Below are 17,036 nucleotides of genomic sequence, written 5' to 3' on the forward strand. Positions count from 1 at the left end.
TCAGGTATTGAACTGGCAAAGAAAGAGTGGTTTGAGGTAATAAGTATGAATGAAATGTATTCTGGAATATGGTTAGGTGAGGCACGAGAACCGCATCATCTTCCTATTTTGCACCAACATTTGAAAAATTGTCATGATTCCAAAGAGTGTCTAGAAATAATTGTTGAAATACTTAAACTAGGTGATTTTACTGTAAAAGATTATTTAATAAAAATAATGAATTCATCTTCGAATTCTGAAATAATAGATTGTTGTGTACGTCTGTTTCTAATGGTTGGTAATCATCGAGATTTCAAAAATATTGATAATTTTCATTTTTTGGCGGATGCTTCAGAAGATATAGTTGAAACATTTGCAGTATATGCCAATAGAGGTGCGTCATACCAAATAGTTCCTTATCTATTATCACTTTTAGAGCTATGGGAAGGCACAAATTCTGAAATGATTTTGTGAGATTCGCTTGATAACCTCCTAGGGTTCTATAGTATTATTGGAGAGGATAGTTCTTTAGAGGAGATAGGAGAGTTCTTTTTAGATAAACTCCAAGAGTCTCAGATAGAGTTATATGTTTATAAAGGTTCATCAATGTTTTTAGGGAAATTATCAAAAGAATTATTACAGCGTGCTTATCAGATAATTGATACAGGAGAATCATTAAAAATGTCTATTATTCCAAGTATGCTATCAACTATTAGTGGATTAAAATGTCCTGTAGATTATTTTGATATCGTAGAATCAGAAATGATTGCTCATATTTATTCATATGTTGATAGCCTTATTGCCTTGGAGATGACAGAAGGGAGTAAATATTTTTATGGCCACTTGATAATATAGTGATATGTAAAAGCACTTGAAGGGACTAATGCTTCAAGTGCTTTTACTGTTCAATAGGTATAAAGTTTTCCACGATTTTTCCTACAATCCTTGATTCATCCTCTGCTGGGGCGAACTTGTCTGGATAGTCCTTGTTGATGGAGACGAGACGGAAGCCATTATCCTCAAGGTAAACTTTCTTGATGTAGAGCTGTTCATTCCATGCTACGGCGTAGACTGCTCCATCGTAGTCAAAGCCTCCTTCATGGATGAGGGCAACTTCCCCGTCTTGGTAGACAGGTTCCATGGAATGACCAGTAATCCAAGTTGCCACATCGTAGAGGTAGTCCTTGTCCATAAAGACTTCTCTGGTCTCATACTCGTCGTAGAAGCCAGAACCGTGTCCAGCGGATAGGGCAATGTTGTCGAGGACATGGACTGAAAATAATGGGACAACTGTTTGTTTCATGAGAAGGTTATGAGTTAACTCATAACCTTCTTTTTTGGTATAATCAATTAATAAAATGTATTACATGGATTTTACCTCCCTAAAGTTGATTACCCCTTAGAAAGGAAAAAATGAGAATTGGATTGTAAGTTTCTTCTCTTCGACCTAGACCATACCTTGCTGGATTTTGATGCGGCAGAAGAAGTAGCACTCCAGCAGCTCTTTGCGCAATATCATGTCACAGATATAGCGGCTTATAAAGCTGCTTATCGCACGATCAACAGTCAGTTGTGGCGTCAGTTGGAAGTTGGTAAAATTAGTAAAAAAGAGCTGGTGGACACACGATTTTCACTGACATTTGCCCAGTTTAACAAGTACGTGGATGGCAGGGAACTGGCTCATGCCTATGAGCAATACCTCAGTCAGCAGGGACAGATTTACCAAGGAGCAGACCAATTGTTGTCACATCTGCGTGCCTGTGGCTATCGGATTTTTGCTGTCACCAACGGTATAGCGAAGATCCAGAAAGGGCGACTCAAGGCTTCTGGCTTGCTCCCTTACTTTGAACAGGTCTTTATCTCAGAAGAGCTTGGAACCGCTAAGCCTTCGCCTGCTTTTTTTGAAAAAATGGCAGAGCAGATCGAGGGTTTTCGGCAAGAAGAAGCTGTCATGATTGGTGATTCTTTGACCGCTGATATACCTGGTGGTATTGCAGCTGGTTTAAAAACGGTTTGGGTTAATTTTAAAGGTCAGCAAAACCAGACCCCCTATCAGGCTGATTATGAAGTTAGAACTTACCAAGAATTGCTTCATTTGTTAAGCTAGTCTCTAGCGCTAGGTGAAAAAGTTTCGATGTAGCGCAGCTTTTCCTATCAGTCTAGCTTAGAAGCTATGTTATCTAAAAAATAAGGATTTCAAGGCAAACTATTTGCATTGGAATCCTTTTTTGGATTAGTGTATAATAGACCTATGAACCAACTGATTAAACATAAGCTAGAGCTCTTGCCAGATAGTCCAGGATGTTACCTCCACAAGGACAAGCAGGGGCAGATTATCTATGTCGGCAAGGCTAAAAATTTGAAAAACCGTGTCCGATCTTATTTCCGTGGTAGCCATGACACTAAGACCGAGCTCTTGGTGTCAGAGATTGCGGATTTTGAGTTTATCGTGACAGGGTCAAATACAGAGGCTCTACTCCTCGAAATCAACCTGATCCAAGAAAACAAGCCCAAGTTCAACATCAAGCTCAAGGACGATAAGTCCTATCCTTTCATCAAAATCACCAACGAAACCTATCCACGTTTGCTCATCACTCGTCAGGTCAAGCGAGATGGGGGGATTTATTTTGGTCCCTATCCAGATTCTTATGCGGCGCATGAGATAAAAAAACTCTTAGATCGGATTTTTCCGTTTAGGAAATGCACCAACCCACCTGAAAAGGTTTGTTTTTACTACCATATCGGGCAATGCCATGCCCATACGATTTGTGGGGTGACGCGCAGCTATTTTACCCAGATGGCAGAGGATGTCAAAGGCTTCCTCAATGGTCGAGACGACAAGATTTTGGAGGACTTGCGGCGAAAGATGGCTGACGCTGCCAGTTCGCTTGAGTTTGAGCGGGCGGCCGAGTACAGGGACCTGCTGTCCAGCATTGCTACTCTGCGGACCAAGCAGCGGGTCATGAGTGCCGACATGCAGGACCGTGATATTTTTGGCTATGCGGTGGACAAGGGTTGGATGAGCGTGCAGGTCTTCTTTGTCCGTCAGGGCAAGCTCATCGAGCGCGATAGCCAGCTTTTCCCCTACTACAATGACCCAGACGAGGACTTTCTGACCTATATGGGGCAGTTTTACCAGGACAAGCGGCACTTTCTGCCCAAGGAAATCTTTATCCCGCAGGGGATTGACGAGGAGCTGGTGCGTGCCATCGTCCCGACCAAAATCATCACCCCTCAAAAAGGGGAAAAAAAGCAGCTGGTGAACCTCGCTGTCAAAAATGCGACCGTAAGCCTTCAGCAACAATTTGACCTAGCGGAAAAAGACTTGCTCAAGACCCGAGGGGCGATTGAAAACTTGGGCAAACTTCTTGGAATTGCCACGCCCTATCGCATCGAAGCTTTCGACAACTCCAACATCATGGGAACCTCACCTGTGTCTGCCATGGTCGTTTTTGAAAATGGCAGAGCCAAAAAGTCCGATTACCGAAAGTACAAGATTAAGACCGTTGCTGGACCAGATGACTATGCTTCCATGCGGGAGGTCATCGAGCGGCGCTATAGTCGAGCGGTGCGAGAGGGAACGGTATTGCCTGATCTCATCATCATCGACGGTGGACAAGGACAGGTTAATGCGGCTAAGGCTAGCCTGGATAAGTTAGGCTTGTCCATTCCCATCGCCGGCCTGCAAAAAAATGACCGCCACCAGACCCATGAGTTGCTCTTTGGACAGCCCTTAGAAGTGGTGGATTTGCCCCGCAATTCACAGGAATTTTTCCTCCTCCACCGTATCCAAGACGAAGTGCACCGCTTTGCCATCACCTTCCATCGCCAAGTCCGCAGCAAAAACAGCTTCTCTTCACAACTCGACGGCATCGAAGGGCTGGGTCCCAAACGCAAGCAGCTTCTCCTCAAGAACTTCAAGAGTATCACCGCCATCAAAGAAGCTACTGTCGAAGATATCCGCCAGCTTGGCATACCAGAGCAAGTGGTGGAGAGGGTGGCGGAGAGGTTGAGTAGTCAAGGGGATGATTAGAAAAAATGAAGCACAACAATAAGGCTTATCAGTGTTAGTCCAGAGATGAGATGTATTCATTTGTTGGAAGGTCGTTTATGTTTATTTTTTAGACAAATTTGCTGGTTTTATGGCTTTGAGTTGTTACCATATTGGTTCTCTAGACCATACAGCAGAAACTTACCAAAGAATGGAAAAGTTTGCACAAGAGAATCAATATGAACTAAAGGAAGAATGCTTTGAACGTCATGTCATCGATTACTGGGTGACTGAAAATGAAGATGAATTTGTAACTGAGATTATTATGCCGGTTATGATAAAAGATGAATTAGGGATGAGCTCTATAAAAAGGAAGTAGTAAAGAAATTAACTATAGAGAATAGGCAGTTATTTGCAGAAATTAAAAAATAATCAGCATCCACAGGTCAGGATGCTGATTATTTTTGCTAAAATTCAAAGAAATTGCTGTATCCATTGGCCGCCATAAATCAGTAGATAACTGTAGGTAAGAATGGAGATGGGACGGCAGATGAGGCAAATAAGGGCGAATTTGCGGTAGGACATGCTGGTGAGACCAGTGATCATAACCACAATATCGGCAGGAGCCATTGGAGAAATCATACAGAGGATAAAGAATAGTTCAAATCCCCGTTTATTGTCAATTTTTCGCTCATATTTATCGAAAGTTTCCTCCGACATGAAGAGTAAACAAAACTTTTTACCGAAAAGGCGTGCCAAATGAAAGAGAATGATAGAACCGATAATAATCCCTACTGAATTCAGGATAAACCCTAAAATAGGCTTGAAGACTAGAAAGCCAACGACCGTAGTGACTCCTCCTGGAATAATGGGAAAAACGACTTGAATAACTTGAATCCAGAAGAAAGCAAAGGGAGCTATTACGGGATAACGAGTAACCCACTCTTTCATGCTATTTTGATCATTGAGAATACCGATATGATAGAGCCAAATTACCAAAACAAATGAAGCTATTAAGGTAACGATGCCCATTATTTTAAACGTTTTTTGCCAGAATTGATACATACCACCATTATACCATGCAAGTAAAAAAATTTGAATTTTTAACTGTATTTTGATATAATGAATTATCTCATTTTGGGGTCGTTACGGATTCGACAGGCATTATGAGGCATGTTCTGCAACTCGTGTGGCGACGTTAACGCTCAGTTAAATATAACTGCAAAAAATAACACTTCTTACGCTTTAGCAGCTTAATAACCTGCAGGCGTGACTGACGGCTGTTTGCTTACGGCAACCTGAGGTCTTAATTTAGTAAGCTGGTTGACAAGAAGTGTTTCGTACTTGTCAACGAGATTTAGAAACTCGCTGGCTACAGGCCTGAGTGGTGTGTCGGTGACCAGTTAAAACAAGACATCACCTATGGTTGTAGACGAATATGTTAGCAGATGTTTGGACGTGGGTTCGACTCCCACCGGCTCCATATTATTTTTATTATTTCCGATAGAAGGACAACATTGATTTGTTAATATGGGTGAAGGAAGGCAAACGCTCTTTGAAGTTTGCCTTTTTATCTCGTAGAGGTGATGAGACGCGTAGAAATCTCTAAAAGTTTTAGGAGCTTTTTATTGTTGATTACGAAAACCCCTATCCTTTTTGGACAGGGGCTGTAGATGCAATAAAAAGAAAGCTTTCCCATACAACGTTGTACCTTATTAATTAACCTTCGTTGGTTAACAGCAGCTTTCCCAATTATCGGCTCTGCTTCATTGCAGAAAGACAGTAAATGCCTTTAGAAAATGATACGTACTTAAACGTAGAGCCAATAATGGAGTATGCTGCGAATCGGTGCATTCCAAAATGACATCACCACCTTACATCGAGGCGTGAAATCTACTAAAATTTAAGAACAAAGACCTGACTTAAAGCTTAAAAGCTTATCACAGTGGCGGGACCGTGTTGGGATTTCACCAAGCTTCCATGTTCTTAAAAGTACTAAAATCATTCCTAGCGATTTTAGTATATCACCTTATGTGTTATTTGACAAGAAAAATGCTTATCAAAGAACTGAGTTAGGGGATATTTTTGTGATTCATACTTATCTTCTTACAAGTTCTAATTATTTGAGCACTATCAGATAGAGTTTTTCTATGTATTAAATTGAAAAATAAATTGTTTGTTGTCATTTGTCGCTACTAGAACCTAGGAAATCCTTAAATCAGTTTTATCTGCTAGTGTGATGTGCAGGCTTTTCATCGCCCTGGATACTGTTTAAAAAACGCGATGATGTTGTGTATACGAAGAATCTCCACTGTTAATATAGTAGTGTAGTGATCAAGTTGAGGTTTGATCAGGAAAATAGTTTTAGCTAAAGTTTCTTCAAGCGATTATCATGAAAAAATAAGGTAACCGTTGCCAATTGCTTAAGCTTGTGATACAATAGCATTGGGTACAAAGACGTACACATTTATCATCAAGCAATGTAGCTGTATGGAAAACTATGACGAATTTCGGTGTAGTTCTTTTCCTGCAGCTATTTTGGTTATATAACAGAATATTCATGTAGAAAGGAGAAAAAATGTACAAAATATTCTATAAAACAGAATTGTATGTGGGCAAGGGTGCCTTGGAACAATTAAAAGTCTATAAGGATGAGCATATCTTAGTGGTTGCAGATCCTTTTTTGAAAGAAAGTGGTCAATTAGATAAAATGTTGGCCTATCTAGACAGCAGTAATGATGTGGCTGTATTCACTGAAATTGTGCCAGACCCACCGATTGATACAGTTGTAGCTGGTATTCAAGCAGCAAATGGCAGGCGGATTAGTATTGTTTTAGCTATTGGTGGCGGATCTGCTATTGATGCAGCTAAAGCTATGTATTATTTTGCTCACCAGCAGGGACTTTTCCCAGATGCTGTTTTGGTTACTATTCCAACAACGAGCGGGACTGGTTCTGAGGTGACGGAATTTTCGGTAATTACGGATGCAGAGCAGGGAACCAAGTATCCTTTGGTTTCTCGCGAAATTCTACCAGATGTCGCTATTTTAGACTCAAACCTGGTATTATCTTTGCCTGCCAATATTACGGCTGATACCGGTATGGATGTGTTGACGCATGCTATTGAAGCTTATGTTTCAACTCAAGCCACTGATTTTTCAGATGCTTTAGCTGAAAAAGCGATTAAGCTAGTTTTTGACTATTTGCCTAAGGCTTATAAAAATGGTCAGGACAGTGAGGCAAGAGAAAAGATGCACATTGCATCTACTTTAGCTGGAATGGCATTTAACACGGCCTCTCTAGGGATAAACCACGGATTGGCTCATGCGGCAGGAGCCAAATTTCATATTCCCCATGGGCGCCTAAATAGTATTCTCATGCCACATGTTATCCAGTATAATGCTGGTATGAATAAAGGAATGCAGGTAACAGAAAAGAAAACCGCACACCGTTACCAAGAAATTGCTAAATTGATAGGCTGCAGTGCTCCCAACCCACGTATGGGGGTTCGTCAGTTGATAGATGCAATTAAGTCTCTTCAGAAAAAACTGGACTTACCAGTTTCTTTAAGGGCTTACGGGGTTTTACCAGAAGACTATCAGCTGTATAAGCAGGAAATCGCAGAGGCGACTATTCGTGATAAATGTACGGATACCAACCCACGTGTTCCTAACGTGTCAGAAGTGGTTTCAATACTTGAAAACGCGTTCTAGTTTTTAATTGCTATTTGAGGTTGCTTTTGGTAAAATGTAGCCAAGTACCTCAATGCTTATGTTAAAGAGCAAAGAAGGTAAGATAAAGTGGAAGAAAAGCAACGTATGATACAAGAGTATGTGCCAGGAAAACAAGTTACACTGGCGCATCTCATTGCTAACCCAGATGATGTCATCTATGATAAACTGGGACTGATAGTCGATAAAAAAGGTGCCATTGGCATTTTGACCATTACACCAAGTGAAGCGGCTATTATTGCTGTGGACATTGCGACGAAGGCAGCAGATGTACAAGTTGGTTTTGTTGATCGCTTTAGTGGATCTGTAGTGATGACAGGGGATGTTTCCTCAGTAGAAGCGTCTTTAGTAGCGGTTCTAGAAGGACTGGAAGAAATTTTAGGATTTTCAAGCACTATTGTCACACGGACATAAAACGATACATATTTGGAGAGGGATATGCGAGGAAGAGTACTTGTTGCAGATGATGATCCGATCACGCGATTGGATATTCGAACAATTTTGGAGGCGGCTGACTACGAAGTGGTCGCAGAGGCGTCTGATGGTTTTGAAGCCATTGAATTATGTCAAAAATACCGTTGTGATTTAGTCATGATGGATATCAAAATGCCACTCTTAGATGGTTTGACAGCTTGTAAGAAAATACTGGATGATGCGTTAGCATACAGTGTGATTTTATTATCTGCCTATAGTGACGATCCTCATGTTCAGAAAGCAAAGGCTTACGGTGCAAGTGGTTACCTTGTAAAGCCATTAGATGCAAAATCTCTTGTTCCGATGGTAGAAGTTTGCATTGAGAAAGGCAGAGAAATGCAGCACCTTTCACAGGAAATGGTCAAACTCACCAAAAAAATAGACGATCGTATCGTCATTGAAAAGGCTAAAGGAGTATTGATGCTACGAGATCAATTGTCCGAATCAGAGGCGTTTAAACAGATTAGAACTATCAGTATGCAAAAGAGAGTACCGATGGTGGAAATCGCTAAATTGTTTGTATTAAATGATGACCTATAGACAGCGGATTGTTGAGTTATGCCAAGACCAAACAGACTTGAGTCAAGAAGATATTTCCTGTATTCTATCAAAAGCAGATGAGCTAATGGCTGCAGATACAGAAGAACCGGAAGACATCTTTATTGATGTGAAGAGTCTTTATTCAGAACATGCAGTAGTAGTTTTTCACAAAAAGCCTAGTACTTGTGCGAGTTTATACGAGCGGACGGTAGTAGGAGATAAAGCTTATTTGGAGAAAGAACCAGGAGTCTTACGAACATTGGAGACAGGGGTTCCGACTATAGGATTGTCTGCAATTTCGCAAGAGGGCATGTTGGTCCAGCAAACGGTATTTCCCATCTTTCGAGAAAATAAAGTGATAGCCTGCCTTATTTTAGAGAGACAGGCTGATAAGATGAAGCCGCTACACTTTTCAATCAAGAAAGACAGTTATGGTAGTTATGAACTAGATGATCTTTTTTACGAGTCATATGCTCAGCAATTCTCTTTTCTGAAGTACATGGAGGATGGTGCCTTAGTCTTCAACCAAAATGGTCAGGTAATTTATGCTAATGATTCAGCAAGGGAGCTGTATCGCAAACAGTTAGCATACATGGATTCTATAGACGGGATGACCCATGACAATCTAGTCCTAGATCATATCAGCTTTCAAGACATTTTAATCAGTAGCCATCAATTGAAAGAACAGTACTCAAATCTGGTTGAAAGAGAGTACGGACGGTATTGGTTTTCGGTTAAACAGTATGTAATACCAGAGATGCAATGCTTAGTCATGATTTGTCGCGATATTACAGCCTTTAAGCGCCAGCAACAACAGTTGGTTATGACAGAGGTCGCACTTCGTGAAATGAATCATCGAGTAAAAAATCATCTGCAAACGGTTGTATCCTTATTGCGTTTACAAGCAAATCAATCACAAAGTCCTGAAGTTCAAAAAAACTTGATGGATAGCATCAATCGCGTACTCTCTATCGCGATGATGCACGAACGCTTGTCCATTCAAGATACAGATTGGGTATTGGTTGCCCCATTAATACAGGGTGTAGTACAAAATATTCAGAATTGCTTTGCAAGTGAAGAGATGAAGGTCATTGTTGACAGCAAAATAGACGCTAGTATTGAGCTGAATAGTGATCGGGCATTAGCCTTAGCTTTAATTATCAATGAACTGCTTCAAAATAGTTATGAACATGCTTTTCGAAGAAAAGTTGTTAAAAATCCAAGAATTCGTTTGCAAATCAGAAAAACAAATGATATAATAAGGGTGTTAGTTGAGGATAATGGAAGCGGTTTAGATTCTAGTGCTCTTCATAATCATCACTTGGGACTAATGATAGTTGATCGTTTTGTAAAAAGTCGATTATCTGGAAAGTGGCGTATGACTTCAGATGAAAGAGGAACTGCGACCATGATTACTTTTCAATAATATTTAGTAAACTACATAGGCTAACAACGATGTCGGTCTAAAAAGCAATGACGCTTAAAGTATGTAAGTACACAGGTACTTGCATTGCTTTGAGCGTCTTTTTTTGGAGATAAATATCATGTCAGATAAGATTTTGAGTGTCGGGATTGATCTTGGGACAGCAACGACGCAGCTTGTCCTATCAGAACTGACCATTGAAAATATTGCATCAGTTTTTACCATACCAAGAGTCTATATCACAGATAAGAAAGTTCTTTATAAAAGCGAGATTATTTTTACACCGATTTCTGAGAATTTGCTGATTGAAGTAGACAAAATTAAAGAATTTGTAACACGTGAATATCAGCGAGCAGGAATTGCGAAAAAGGATATCCAGATGGGAGCTGTCATCATTACAGGTGAAACAGCCCGTAAAGAAAATGCGAGTCAGGTTTTACAAGCCCTGAGTGGTTATGCTGGGGATTTTGTGGTGGCGACAGCGGGTCCTGATCTTGAAAGTATCATTGCTGGTAAGGGAGCTTGTAGCCATCAATATTCGCAAGAACACCATACTTCTGTTGTTAATATTGATATTGGTGGAGGGACTTCTAACTTGGCGGTCTTCCGCGAAGGAGATTTGATAGATACAGGATGTTTTGACATTGGTGGACGCTTGATTCGATTGGATCCGCTCACTCATAAAATCCTTTATATTGCTCCTAAGTTGCAGACTATTATCGCAGATAAAAAGTTATCGCTGGCGATTGGTCAAGTAGTTAACAGAGCAGACTTGGATGACTTGATTCATGAGATGGTCAGTGTCCTGGAACAATCGGTTGGCATTGTAAACGATAGTCCGTATTACCAACTCTTGCAAACTAACCATGGTCTCAAGCTAAATTACGAAATTAAATGTGTATCTTTCTCTGGAGGAGTAGCTGATGCTATCCTAGAAGAGCAACCATTCACTAACGAATTTCAGTATGGAGATATCGGTATCCTCTTGGGAAGAGCGCTCAGAAAATCAAAGATTTTTGAGCAAAAAAAGGTCATCAAATCAGCAGAAACCATTCGAGCAACCGTAGTAGGGGCAGGTAGCCATACGACAGATGTTAGTGGCAGTACGATTACTTATATCTCAGATGTCTTACCGATTAAAAATATTCCTGTTTTGAAGCTCGCAGCTTCAGATGAAGTGGCAACTCGAGAAATACTCGCAGGTATTATCCAGGACAAGATCCGTTGGTTTACCTTGGAAAATGAAGTGCAGCAAGTTGCGCTAGCTATTAATGGCGAGAAGAATCCAAGTTTTTCCCGTGTGGAAGATTATGCGATAGCCATCGTGCACGGCATGAAGGAAAGCATTGATAAACGAATCCCACTCATTATAGTAGTACGTGAGGATATGGCTAAAGTTTTGGGCCAATGTCTGTATGCCCAGTTGCCAAGAAATTATCCATTCGTTTGCATTGATTCGGTAGAGGTCCAAAATGGCGATTACATTGATATTGGAAATCCTGTGATCGAAGGTGCTGTTCTACCGGTTGTTGTTAAAACATTAGTCTTTAATTAAAAACACAAAGGAGGAAATCATTCATGATTTTGAAAACCAAGTTATTTGGCCGGGTCTATGAATTTGGATCAGTCAAAGAAGTATTGGCGAAAGCCAATGAATATAAATCAGGAGACCAGTTAGCTGGTGTTGCAGCAGGTTCGGCAGAAGAGCGTGTCGCAGCCAAGGTGGTTTTGTCTCAGTTGACATTGGCAGATTTGTTCAATAATCCTGTTGTTCCCTATGAAGAGGATGAAGTAACTCGTATTATTATTGATGATGTCAATCTGCGTACCTATGAGAAAATCAAACATTGGACAGTACAGGAATTGCGTGAGTGGATTCTGGACAACAAGACGACCAATACTGATATTCAATGGATTTCTCGTGGATTGACATCTGAGATGGTTGCAGCAGTTGCTAAGCTAATGACCAATTTGGATTTGATTGTGGCAGCTAATAAGATTATTATCACTAAGACAGCTAATACAACCATTGGTGTTCCAGGGACCTTCTCTTCCCGTCTACAGCCTAACCATACGACAGATGATCCAGACGGCATTATGGCTTCTACTATGGAAGGTTTTGCCTATGGTTGTGGAGACGCTCTTTTGGGGCTCAACCCTGTTGATGATTCGGTGGAAAGCACTAAACGTGTGCTTCACAAATTCAATGATTTCATTGAAGAGTTTAAAATTCCTACCCAACACTGTGTCTTGGCTCACGTTACTACCCAAATTGAAGCCATGAACCAAGGGGCGCCGACAGGACTTGTTTTCCAATCTATCGCCGGTTCAGAAAAAGGGAACGAAGCTTTTGGTTTCAATGCAGCAACGATTCAAGAAGCTAGAGATACAGCACTCAAGGTTGGTTCAGCCGCTGGTCCAAACGTTATGTACTTTGAAACAGGTCAAGGTTCAGAGTTATCATCTGATGCCCACCATGGGGCAGACCAGGTTACCATGGAAGCGCGTTGTTACGGCTTTGCTAAACGTTTTGACCCATTCTTGGTTAATACGGTGGTGGGATTCATCGGACCAGAGTACCTTTATGATTCTAAACAGGTGATTCGTGCTGGTTTGGAAGACCATTTTATGGGTAAACTATCAGGTATTTCAATGGGTTGTGACATTTGTTACACCAACCATATGAAGGCTGACCAAAATGATGCTGAAAACCTCTTGGTGCTCCTGGGTGCAGCTAATGTTAACTACATCATGGCCATTCCTCATGGGGATGACATCATGCTTAACTACCAAACTACTGGCTACCATGAGACAGCTACCATGCGTGATCTTCTCAACAAACGTCCGATTAAAGAGTTTGAAGAGTGGATGGAAAAAATGGGCTTGATGAAAGACGGTCACTTAACTGAAATCGGTGGTGATGGTTCGATCTTTATGAAATCAAACTAGTAAGGAGGATATCTTTGTGGACGAACTACAATTAAAAGAATTGATTCGCTCATTCTTGAGTGAAATGGAAACAGAAACAGCACAACCAATAGTTCCAGCTGGCAGTCTATCAGATGAAGAATCAGAAGAATCAGCTGGTATTTCCTATAAAACGTTACCGAACTCCAGTGCTTCTGTCATTGAGGATGACATGATTCCGGATATTACAGAAGTAGATATTCAGGAGCAATTTTTGATTCCTAATGCGATCAATGAAGAAGCCTACCGTAAAATTAAAAAATTTACACCAGCTCGTTTAGGGCTGTGGCGAGCTGGCAACCGTTATAAAACAGAAACGGTTCTTCGATTCCGAGCGGACCATGCAGCTGCTCAGGATGCTGTGTTCTCTTACGTATCAGAGGAATTTGTCAAAGAGCTTGGATTCATTCCGGTAGAAACTTGTGCTTCTTCTAAAGATGAGTACCTTACTCGTCCAGATTTAGGCCGTATTTTCCCAGAAGAAACCCAAAAATTCATCAAAGAAACCTGTAAGCCAAATCAAAAAGTCCAAGTTATTGTTGGAGATGGTCTAAGTTCATCTGCTATTGAAGCTAATGCTAAAGACTTCTTGCCAGCCTTGAAACAGGGGCTTAAGATGTTTGGCTTGGATTATAACGAAGTACTCTTTATTAAGCATGCTCGTGTTGGGGCTATGGATCAAATTGGCCAATTAACTGGAGCAGAAGTGGTGTGTATGCTGGTTGGTGAACGTCCAGGTCTTGTGACAGCAGAGTCCATGAGTGTTTACTTAGCCTATCGCCCAACGGTTGGTATGGCAGAAGCCAAGCGGACAGTAGTGTCTAATATTCAAAAAGGTGGAACACCAGCTGTTGAGGCAGGAGCCTACGTAGCAGAGATTGTTAAGAAAATCCTTGATAATAAAAAATCAGGTGTTGATTTAAAATAATAGGAGGACAAAACGGTGATAAATGAACGTTTAGGTGCAAATGTATTGAGTGCCCTAGTTATTTCAAACGTAGATGCTGGCCTTGCAGCTGCTTTGGAATTGAAACCGCATCATAGAAGTCTAGGCATTGTAACTTCTGACTGTGATGATGTAACTTATGTAGCTTTAGATGAGGCAACTAAGGCAGCGGATGTAGAAGTGGTCTATGCTCGCAGTATGTATGCGGGTGCAGGAAATGCATCTACGAAACTAGCAGGTGAAGTCATTGGTATATTAGCGGGACCAAATCCAGAGGAAGTCCGTAGTGGGTTGGATGTGGCTGTATATGAGATTGAAAATGGAGCAAGTTTCTATAGTGCTAATGAAGACAATAGTATCCCTTATTTTGCTCACTGTGTATCTCGAGCAGGTCATTATCTATCTGCAGGTGCCAATGCAGATGAAGGTACAGCAATAGCATATTTGATTGCTCCACCTGCTGAAGCTATGGTTGGCTTAGATGCGGCTTTGAAAGCAGCGGATGTGCAGGTTGGTGCCTTCTATGGTCCGCCAAGTGAAACAAACTTTGCAGGTGGATTGTTGGTTGGTTCTCAATCAGCCTGCCGTGCTGCGTGTGATGCATTTGCAAGGACTGTTGTTTCTATCGCCAACGATCCAAAAAGCTACTAACTCTGAGATGAGGTAGATAAATGACACAAAAAGCACTAGGTTTAATTGAAGTAAAGGGTTATCTAGGAGCTGTTGTTGCAGCAGATGCAGCGTTAAAAGCAGCGAATGTGTCTTTGCTGAATATTGAAACGGTTAAGTCCGGATTGAATACGGTTCAGTTAATAGGAGATGTTAGTGCTGTTCGATCAGCTGTAGATGCAGCTGTGGAAGCAGTCCAAGATCACCCATATTACCTGACCAGTCATGTTATTTCGCGGTTGGATGATCAAACAAAGGTTTTATTCTCTGGGGCTCGTGAAGAAAAGCAAGAACCTCACGTTGAAGTTGTGGAAACCGACGAGAGTCAAGATATTCCAACTAAAATAGCAAAAAAATCCGCTGAAGAAAGATCACCAAACGAAGCAACCTCGTTAACTATTAAATATAAAAAAGAAGAACTTGAAAAGATGAAGGTTGTTGATCTAAGGAGTATAGCTTACCGCGAAGAAACAGTTGGTCTCAGTAAAAAAGAAATAAAATTTGCAAACAAGCTTCGTTTAATTGAAGCTCTGACAAATCTATAAGAAAGGAGTCTTTTTAAATGTATTTAGAAGATAAAGATCTTGTATCTATACAAGATGTGCGTCATCTAGTTCGTAAAGCTAAGTTGGCACAAGCAGAGCTAGCAGAAATGAGTCAAGAGCAAATTGACACGATTGTTAAAGTTGTTGCTAAAGCTTGTTACGACGAACGCGAGCGCTTAGCGAAGATGGCTGTTGAAGAAACAGGATTCGGTCGTTGGGAAGATAAGGTCTTGAAAAATGCTCTGGCTTCCAAGGGGATCCTAGAGGAAATCAAAGATATGCGAACTGTTGGTATTCTTCGTGAGGACAGAGAAAAGAAAATTACAGAGGTTGCTGTTCCAGTAGGAGTTGTGGCGGGACTTATTCCGTCGACCAACCCGACCTCAACGGTTATTTACAAAGCTTTGATTTCACTAAAAGCCGGGAATAGTATCGTCTTTTCACCTCATCCAAATGCTTTAAAATGTATCGTCGAAACGGTTGAAATTATCAAAAAAGCTGCTAAACGTGCTGGTTGTCCAGATGGTGCCATTAGTGTGATTACACGTCCATCCATTCAAGCAACTAATGAACTCATGAAACACCCAGACACAAACCTGATTTTGGCAACGGGTGGTACTGCCATGGTCAAAGCAGCCTACTCATCTGGTACACCTGCTATTGGTGTTGGTCCTGGTAATGGTCCTGCTTTTATTGAGAGAACAGCTGATTTACCCAAAGCTGTGCGTCAAATTTTGGATTCAAAAACTTTTGATAATGGTGTGATTTGCGCGTCAGAACAATCGGTTATTGTTGAAGAAGACATGAAAGCAGCTGTCATCGCTGAATTTAAGAAACAGGGGGCTTACTTTGTTTCACCAGAAGATGCTAAGAAATTGGGTGCTTTCATTATCTTACCAAGCGGTGCTATGAATCCTAAGATGGTTGGTAAAACTCCACAGGTGATTGGTGAGCTGGCAGGCATTTCTGTTCCGGCAGGAGCTCGTGTCCTCATCGCAGAGGAAACAGGAGTTGGTAAGCAACATCCTTATTCAATGGAAAAATTGGCACCTGTTCTCGGTTTCTATACAGTTAAAAATTGGGAAGAAGCATGCAAATTGAGCATGAAGATTCTTCATCATGAGGGTGTAGGTCATACGATGGTGCTTCATACGCAAAACGAAGAAGTCATCCGAGAGTTTGCCCTTAAAAAGCCGGTTTCTCGTCTATTAGTTAATACCCCAGCTGCTCTTGGTGGTGTAGGAGCTACAACGGGGCTCTTTCCAGCCTTTACGCTGGGTTGCGGAGCTGTGGGTGGTAGTGCAACATCTGATAATGTTAGTCCACTTAATCTTTTCAACATACGCCGTGTTGCTTATGGAACAGGTGAACTGGCAGATTTGAAAAAGGCTGATTCAGTCGTTGCAGAAAAGGTAGAGAGTCCTATCGCTGAGAATATCGATGAAGAAAAACTTGTCAACCTTTTAGTTCAACGTGTCCTTGACAAGTTGTCTAAATGAATACATTCATAACACTTTATTATATATTAATATATTAGGAGGAAATAAAAATGGCAAATGCAAATGCATTAGGAATGGTAGAAACACGTGGCTTGGTCGGTGCAATTGAAGCAGCTGATGCAATGGTGAAAGCAGCTAACGTTACGTTGATTGGTAAAGAGCAAGTCGGAGGTGGCTTGGTAACAGTTATGGTCCGTGGAGATGTTGGTGCTGTTAAGGCAGCGACTGATGCTGGTGCAGCTGCAGCAGAAAATGTCGGTGAGTTGATTTCTG

At 41.2% G+C, this 17,036-nt stretch carries 15 protein-coding genes, 1 other RNA gene, 2 pseudogenes and 1 riboswitch; of the genes and pseudogenes, 16 read left to right on the forward strand and 2 right to left on the reverse strand.

Annotated features, from left to right (window positions below):
* Positions 1-54 precede the first annotated feature (54 nt).
* Positions 55-834: pseudogene (imm47, locus tag HF992_RS12010) on the forward strand (Imm47 family immunity protein).
* Positions 835-877: 43 nt separating this feature from the next.
* On the opposite strand, the pseudogene HF992_RS06355 reads toward imm47, so the two are convergent.
* Positions 878-1,255, reverse strand: a pseudogene (locus tag HF992_RS06355) (S24 family peptidase); the annotation flags it as partial.
* A gap of 144 nt (positions 1,256-1,399) precedes the next feature.
* Between HF992_RS06355 and HF992_RS06360 the strand changes: the two are divergent.
* The 3 genes from HF992_RS06360 to HF992_RS06370 all read left to right on the forward strand — a co-directional run bounded on the left by HF992_RS06360 (position 1,400) and on the right by HF992_RS06370 (position 4,349).
* On the forward strand, positions 1,400-2,086 hold the full coding sequence (locus tag HF992_RS06360) for a YjjG family noncanonical pyrimidine nucleotidase (RefSeq protein WP_168549215.1): 687 nt from the start codon (positions 1,400-1,402) through the stop codon (positions 2,084-2,086).
* A gap of 144 nt (positions 2,087-2,230) precedes the next feature.
* Positions 2,231-4,012, forward strand: a complete 1,782-nt coding sequence (gene uvrC, locus HF992_RS06365; protein WP_168549216.1) for an excinuclease ABC subunit UvrC — start codon at positions 2,231-2,233, stop codon at positions 4,010-4,012.
* A 109-nt stretch (positions 4,013-4,121) separates the two neighbouring features.
* Positions 4,122-4,349 carry a GyrI-like domain-containing protein gene (locus tag HF992_RS06370; protein ID WP_168549217.1) on the forward strand — a complete coding sequence of 76 codons (228 nt, stop codon included), beginning with the start codon at positions 4,122-4,124 and terminating at the stop codon, positions 4,347-4,349.
* A gap of 95 nt (positions 4,350-4,444) precedes the next feature.
* Here HF992_RS06370 and HF992_RS06375 read toward each other — a convergent pair whose 3' ends face one another.
* Positions 4,445-5,035: a TVP38/TMEM64 family protein gene (locus HF992_RS06375; protein WP_168549218.1), complete on the reverse strand. Its 591-nt coding sequence runs from the start codon at positions 5,033-5,035 to the stop codon at positions 4,445-4,447.
* A gap of 74 nt (positions 5,036-5,109) precedes the next feature.
* Here HF992_RS06375 and ssrA point away from each other — a divergent pair.
* The 12 genes from ssrA to HF992_RS06435 form a co-directional block, all read left to right on the forward strand.
* Positions 5,110-5,456: a transfer-messenger RNA gene (gene ssrA, locus HF992_RS06380) on the forward strand.
* Positions 5,457-5,828: 372 nt separating this feature from the next.
* A riboswitch (adenosylcobalamin (AdoCbl) riboswitch) is annotated at positions 5,829-5,977 on the reverse strand.
* Between the two features lie 571 nt (positions 5,978-6,548).
* On the forward strand, positions 6,549-7,682 hold the full coding sequence (locus tag HF992_RS06385; RefSeq protein ID WP_168549219.1) for a 1-propanol dehydrogenase PduQ: 1,134 nt from the start codon (positions 6,549-6,551) through the stop codon (positions 7,680-7,682).
* Positions 7,683-7,769: 87 nt separating this feature from the next.
* Positions 7,770-8,114: a BMC domain-containing protein gene (locus tag HF992_RS06390; RefSeq protein WP_343032958.1), complete on the forward strand. Its 345-nt coding sequence runs from the start codon at positions 7,770-7,772 to the stop codon at positions 8,112-8,114.
* A gap of 24 nt (positions 8,115-8,138) precedes the next feature.
* The gene (locus HF992_RS06395; protein ID WP_168549220.1) at positions 8,139-8,714 is read left to right on the forward strand and encodes an ANTAR domain-containing response regulator; all 576 of its coding nucleotides are present in this window, start codon (positions 8,139-8,141) and stop codon (positions 8,712-8,714) included.
* Complete coding sequence (locus tag HF992_RS06400) at positions 8,704-10,140, forward strand: histidine kinase N-terminal domain-containing protein (protein WP_168549221.1); 1,437 nt, start codon at positions 8,704-8,706, stop codon at positions 10,138-10,140. The genes HF992_RS06395 and HF992_RS06400 overlap by 11 nt, the downstream gene beginning before the upstream one ends.
* A 118-nt stretch (positions 10,141-10,258) precedes the next feature.
* Complete coding sequence (gene eutA / locus HF992_RS06405; RefSeq protein WP_168549222.1) at positions 10,259-11,692, forward strand: ethanolamine ammonia-lyase reactivating factor EutA; 1,434 nt, start codon at positions 10,259-10,261, stop codon at positions 11,690-11,692.
* A 23-nt stretch (positions 11,693-11,715) separates the two neighbouring features.
* Positions 11,716-13,086 carry an ethanolamine ammonia-lyase subunit EutB gene (locus HF992_RS06410; protein WP_168549223.1) on the forward strand — a complete coding sequence of 457 codons (1,371 nt, stop codon included), beginning with the start codon at positions 11,716-11,718 and terminating at the stop codon, positions 13,084-13,086.
* Positions 13,087-13,102: 16 nt separating this feature from the next.
* A complete protein-coding gene (gene eutC / locus HF992_RS06415; RefSeq protein ID WP_168549224.1) occupies positions 13,103-14,032 on the forward strand; it encodes an ethanolamine ammonia-lyase subunit EutC in 930 nt (309 codons plus the stop codon).
* A 15-nt stretch (positions 14,033-14,047) separates the two neighbouring features.
* Positions 14,048-14,701: an ethanolamine utilization microcompartment protein EutL gene (eutL, locus tag HF992_RS06420; protein ID WP_168549225.1), complete on the forward strand. Its 654-nt coding sequence runs from the start codon at positions 14,048-14,050 to the stop codon at positions 14,699-14,701.
* 20 nt (positions 14,702-14,721) lie between these two features.
* Positions 14,722-15,264: a BMC domain-containing protein gene (locus HF992_RS06425; protein WP_168549226.1), complete on the forward strand. Its 543-nt coding sequence runs from the start codon at positions 14,722-14,724 to the stop codon at positions 15,262-15,264.
* A 17-nt stretch (positions 15,265-15,281) separates the two neighbouring features.
* Positions 15,282-16,763: an acetaldehyde dehydrogenase (acetylating) gene (locus HF992_RS06430; RefSeq protein WP_168549227.1), complete on the forward strand. Its 1,482-nt coding sequence runs from the start codon at positions 15,282-15,284 to the stop codon at positions 16,761-16,763.
* 50 nt (positions 16,764-16,813) lie between these two features.
* The coding region (locus HF992_RS06435) for a BMC domain-containing protein (protein ID WP_168549228.1) at positions 16,814-17,036 on the forward strand (223 nt) is incomplete at its 3' end.

It is taken from the genome of Streptococcus ovuberis (genome assembly GCF_012396585.1).
In the GTDB taxonomy this organism is placed as follows: domain Bacteria; phylum Bacillota; class Bacilli; order Lactobacillales; family Streptococcaceae; genus Streptococcus; species Streptococcus ovuberis.

Bases quoted from the DNA above. Each gene is read 5' to 3' on its own strand.
- HF992_RS06375 (WP_168549218.1), bottom strand. From the start codon at position 5,035: ATGTATCAATTCTGGCAAAAAACGTTTAAAATAATGGGCATCGTTACC.
- HF992_RS06425 (WP_168549226.1), top strand. From the start codon at position 14,722: ATGACACAAAAAGCACTAGGTTTAATTGAAGTAAAGGGTTATCTAGGA.
- HF992_RS06370 (WP_168549217.1), top strand. From the start codon at position 4,122: ATGGCTTTGAGTTGTTACCATATTGGTTCTCTAGACCATACAGCAGAA.
- uvrC (WP_168549216.1), top strand. From the start codon at position 2,231: ATGAACCAACTGATTAAACATAAGCTAGAGCTCTTGCCAGATAGTCCA.
- HF992_RS06430 (WP_168549227.1), top strand. From the start codon at position 15,282: ATGTATTTAGAAGATAAAGATCTTGTATCTATACAAGATGTGCGTCAT.
- HF992_RS06395 (WP_168549220.1), top strand. From the start codon at position 8,139: ATGCGAGGAAGAGTACTTGTTGCAGATGATGATCCGATCACGCGATTG.
- HF992_RS06400 (WP_168549221.1), top strand. From the start codon at position 8,704: ATGACCTATAGACAGCGGATTGTTGAGTTATGCCAAGACCAAACAGAC.
- HF992_RS06385 (WP_168549219.1), top strand. From the start codon at position 6,549: ATGTACAAAATATTCTATAAAACAGAATTGTATGTGGGCAAGGGTGCC.
- eutA (WP_168549222.1), top strand. From the start codon at position 10,259: ATGTCAGATAAGATTTTGAGTGTCGGGATTGATCTTGGGACAGCAACG.
- HF992_RS06410 (WP_168549223.1), top strand. From the start codon at position 11,716: ATGATTTTGAAAACCAAGTTATTTGGCCGGGTCTATGAATTTGGATCA.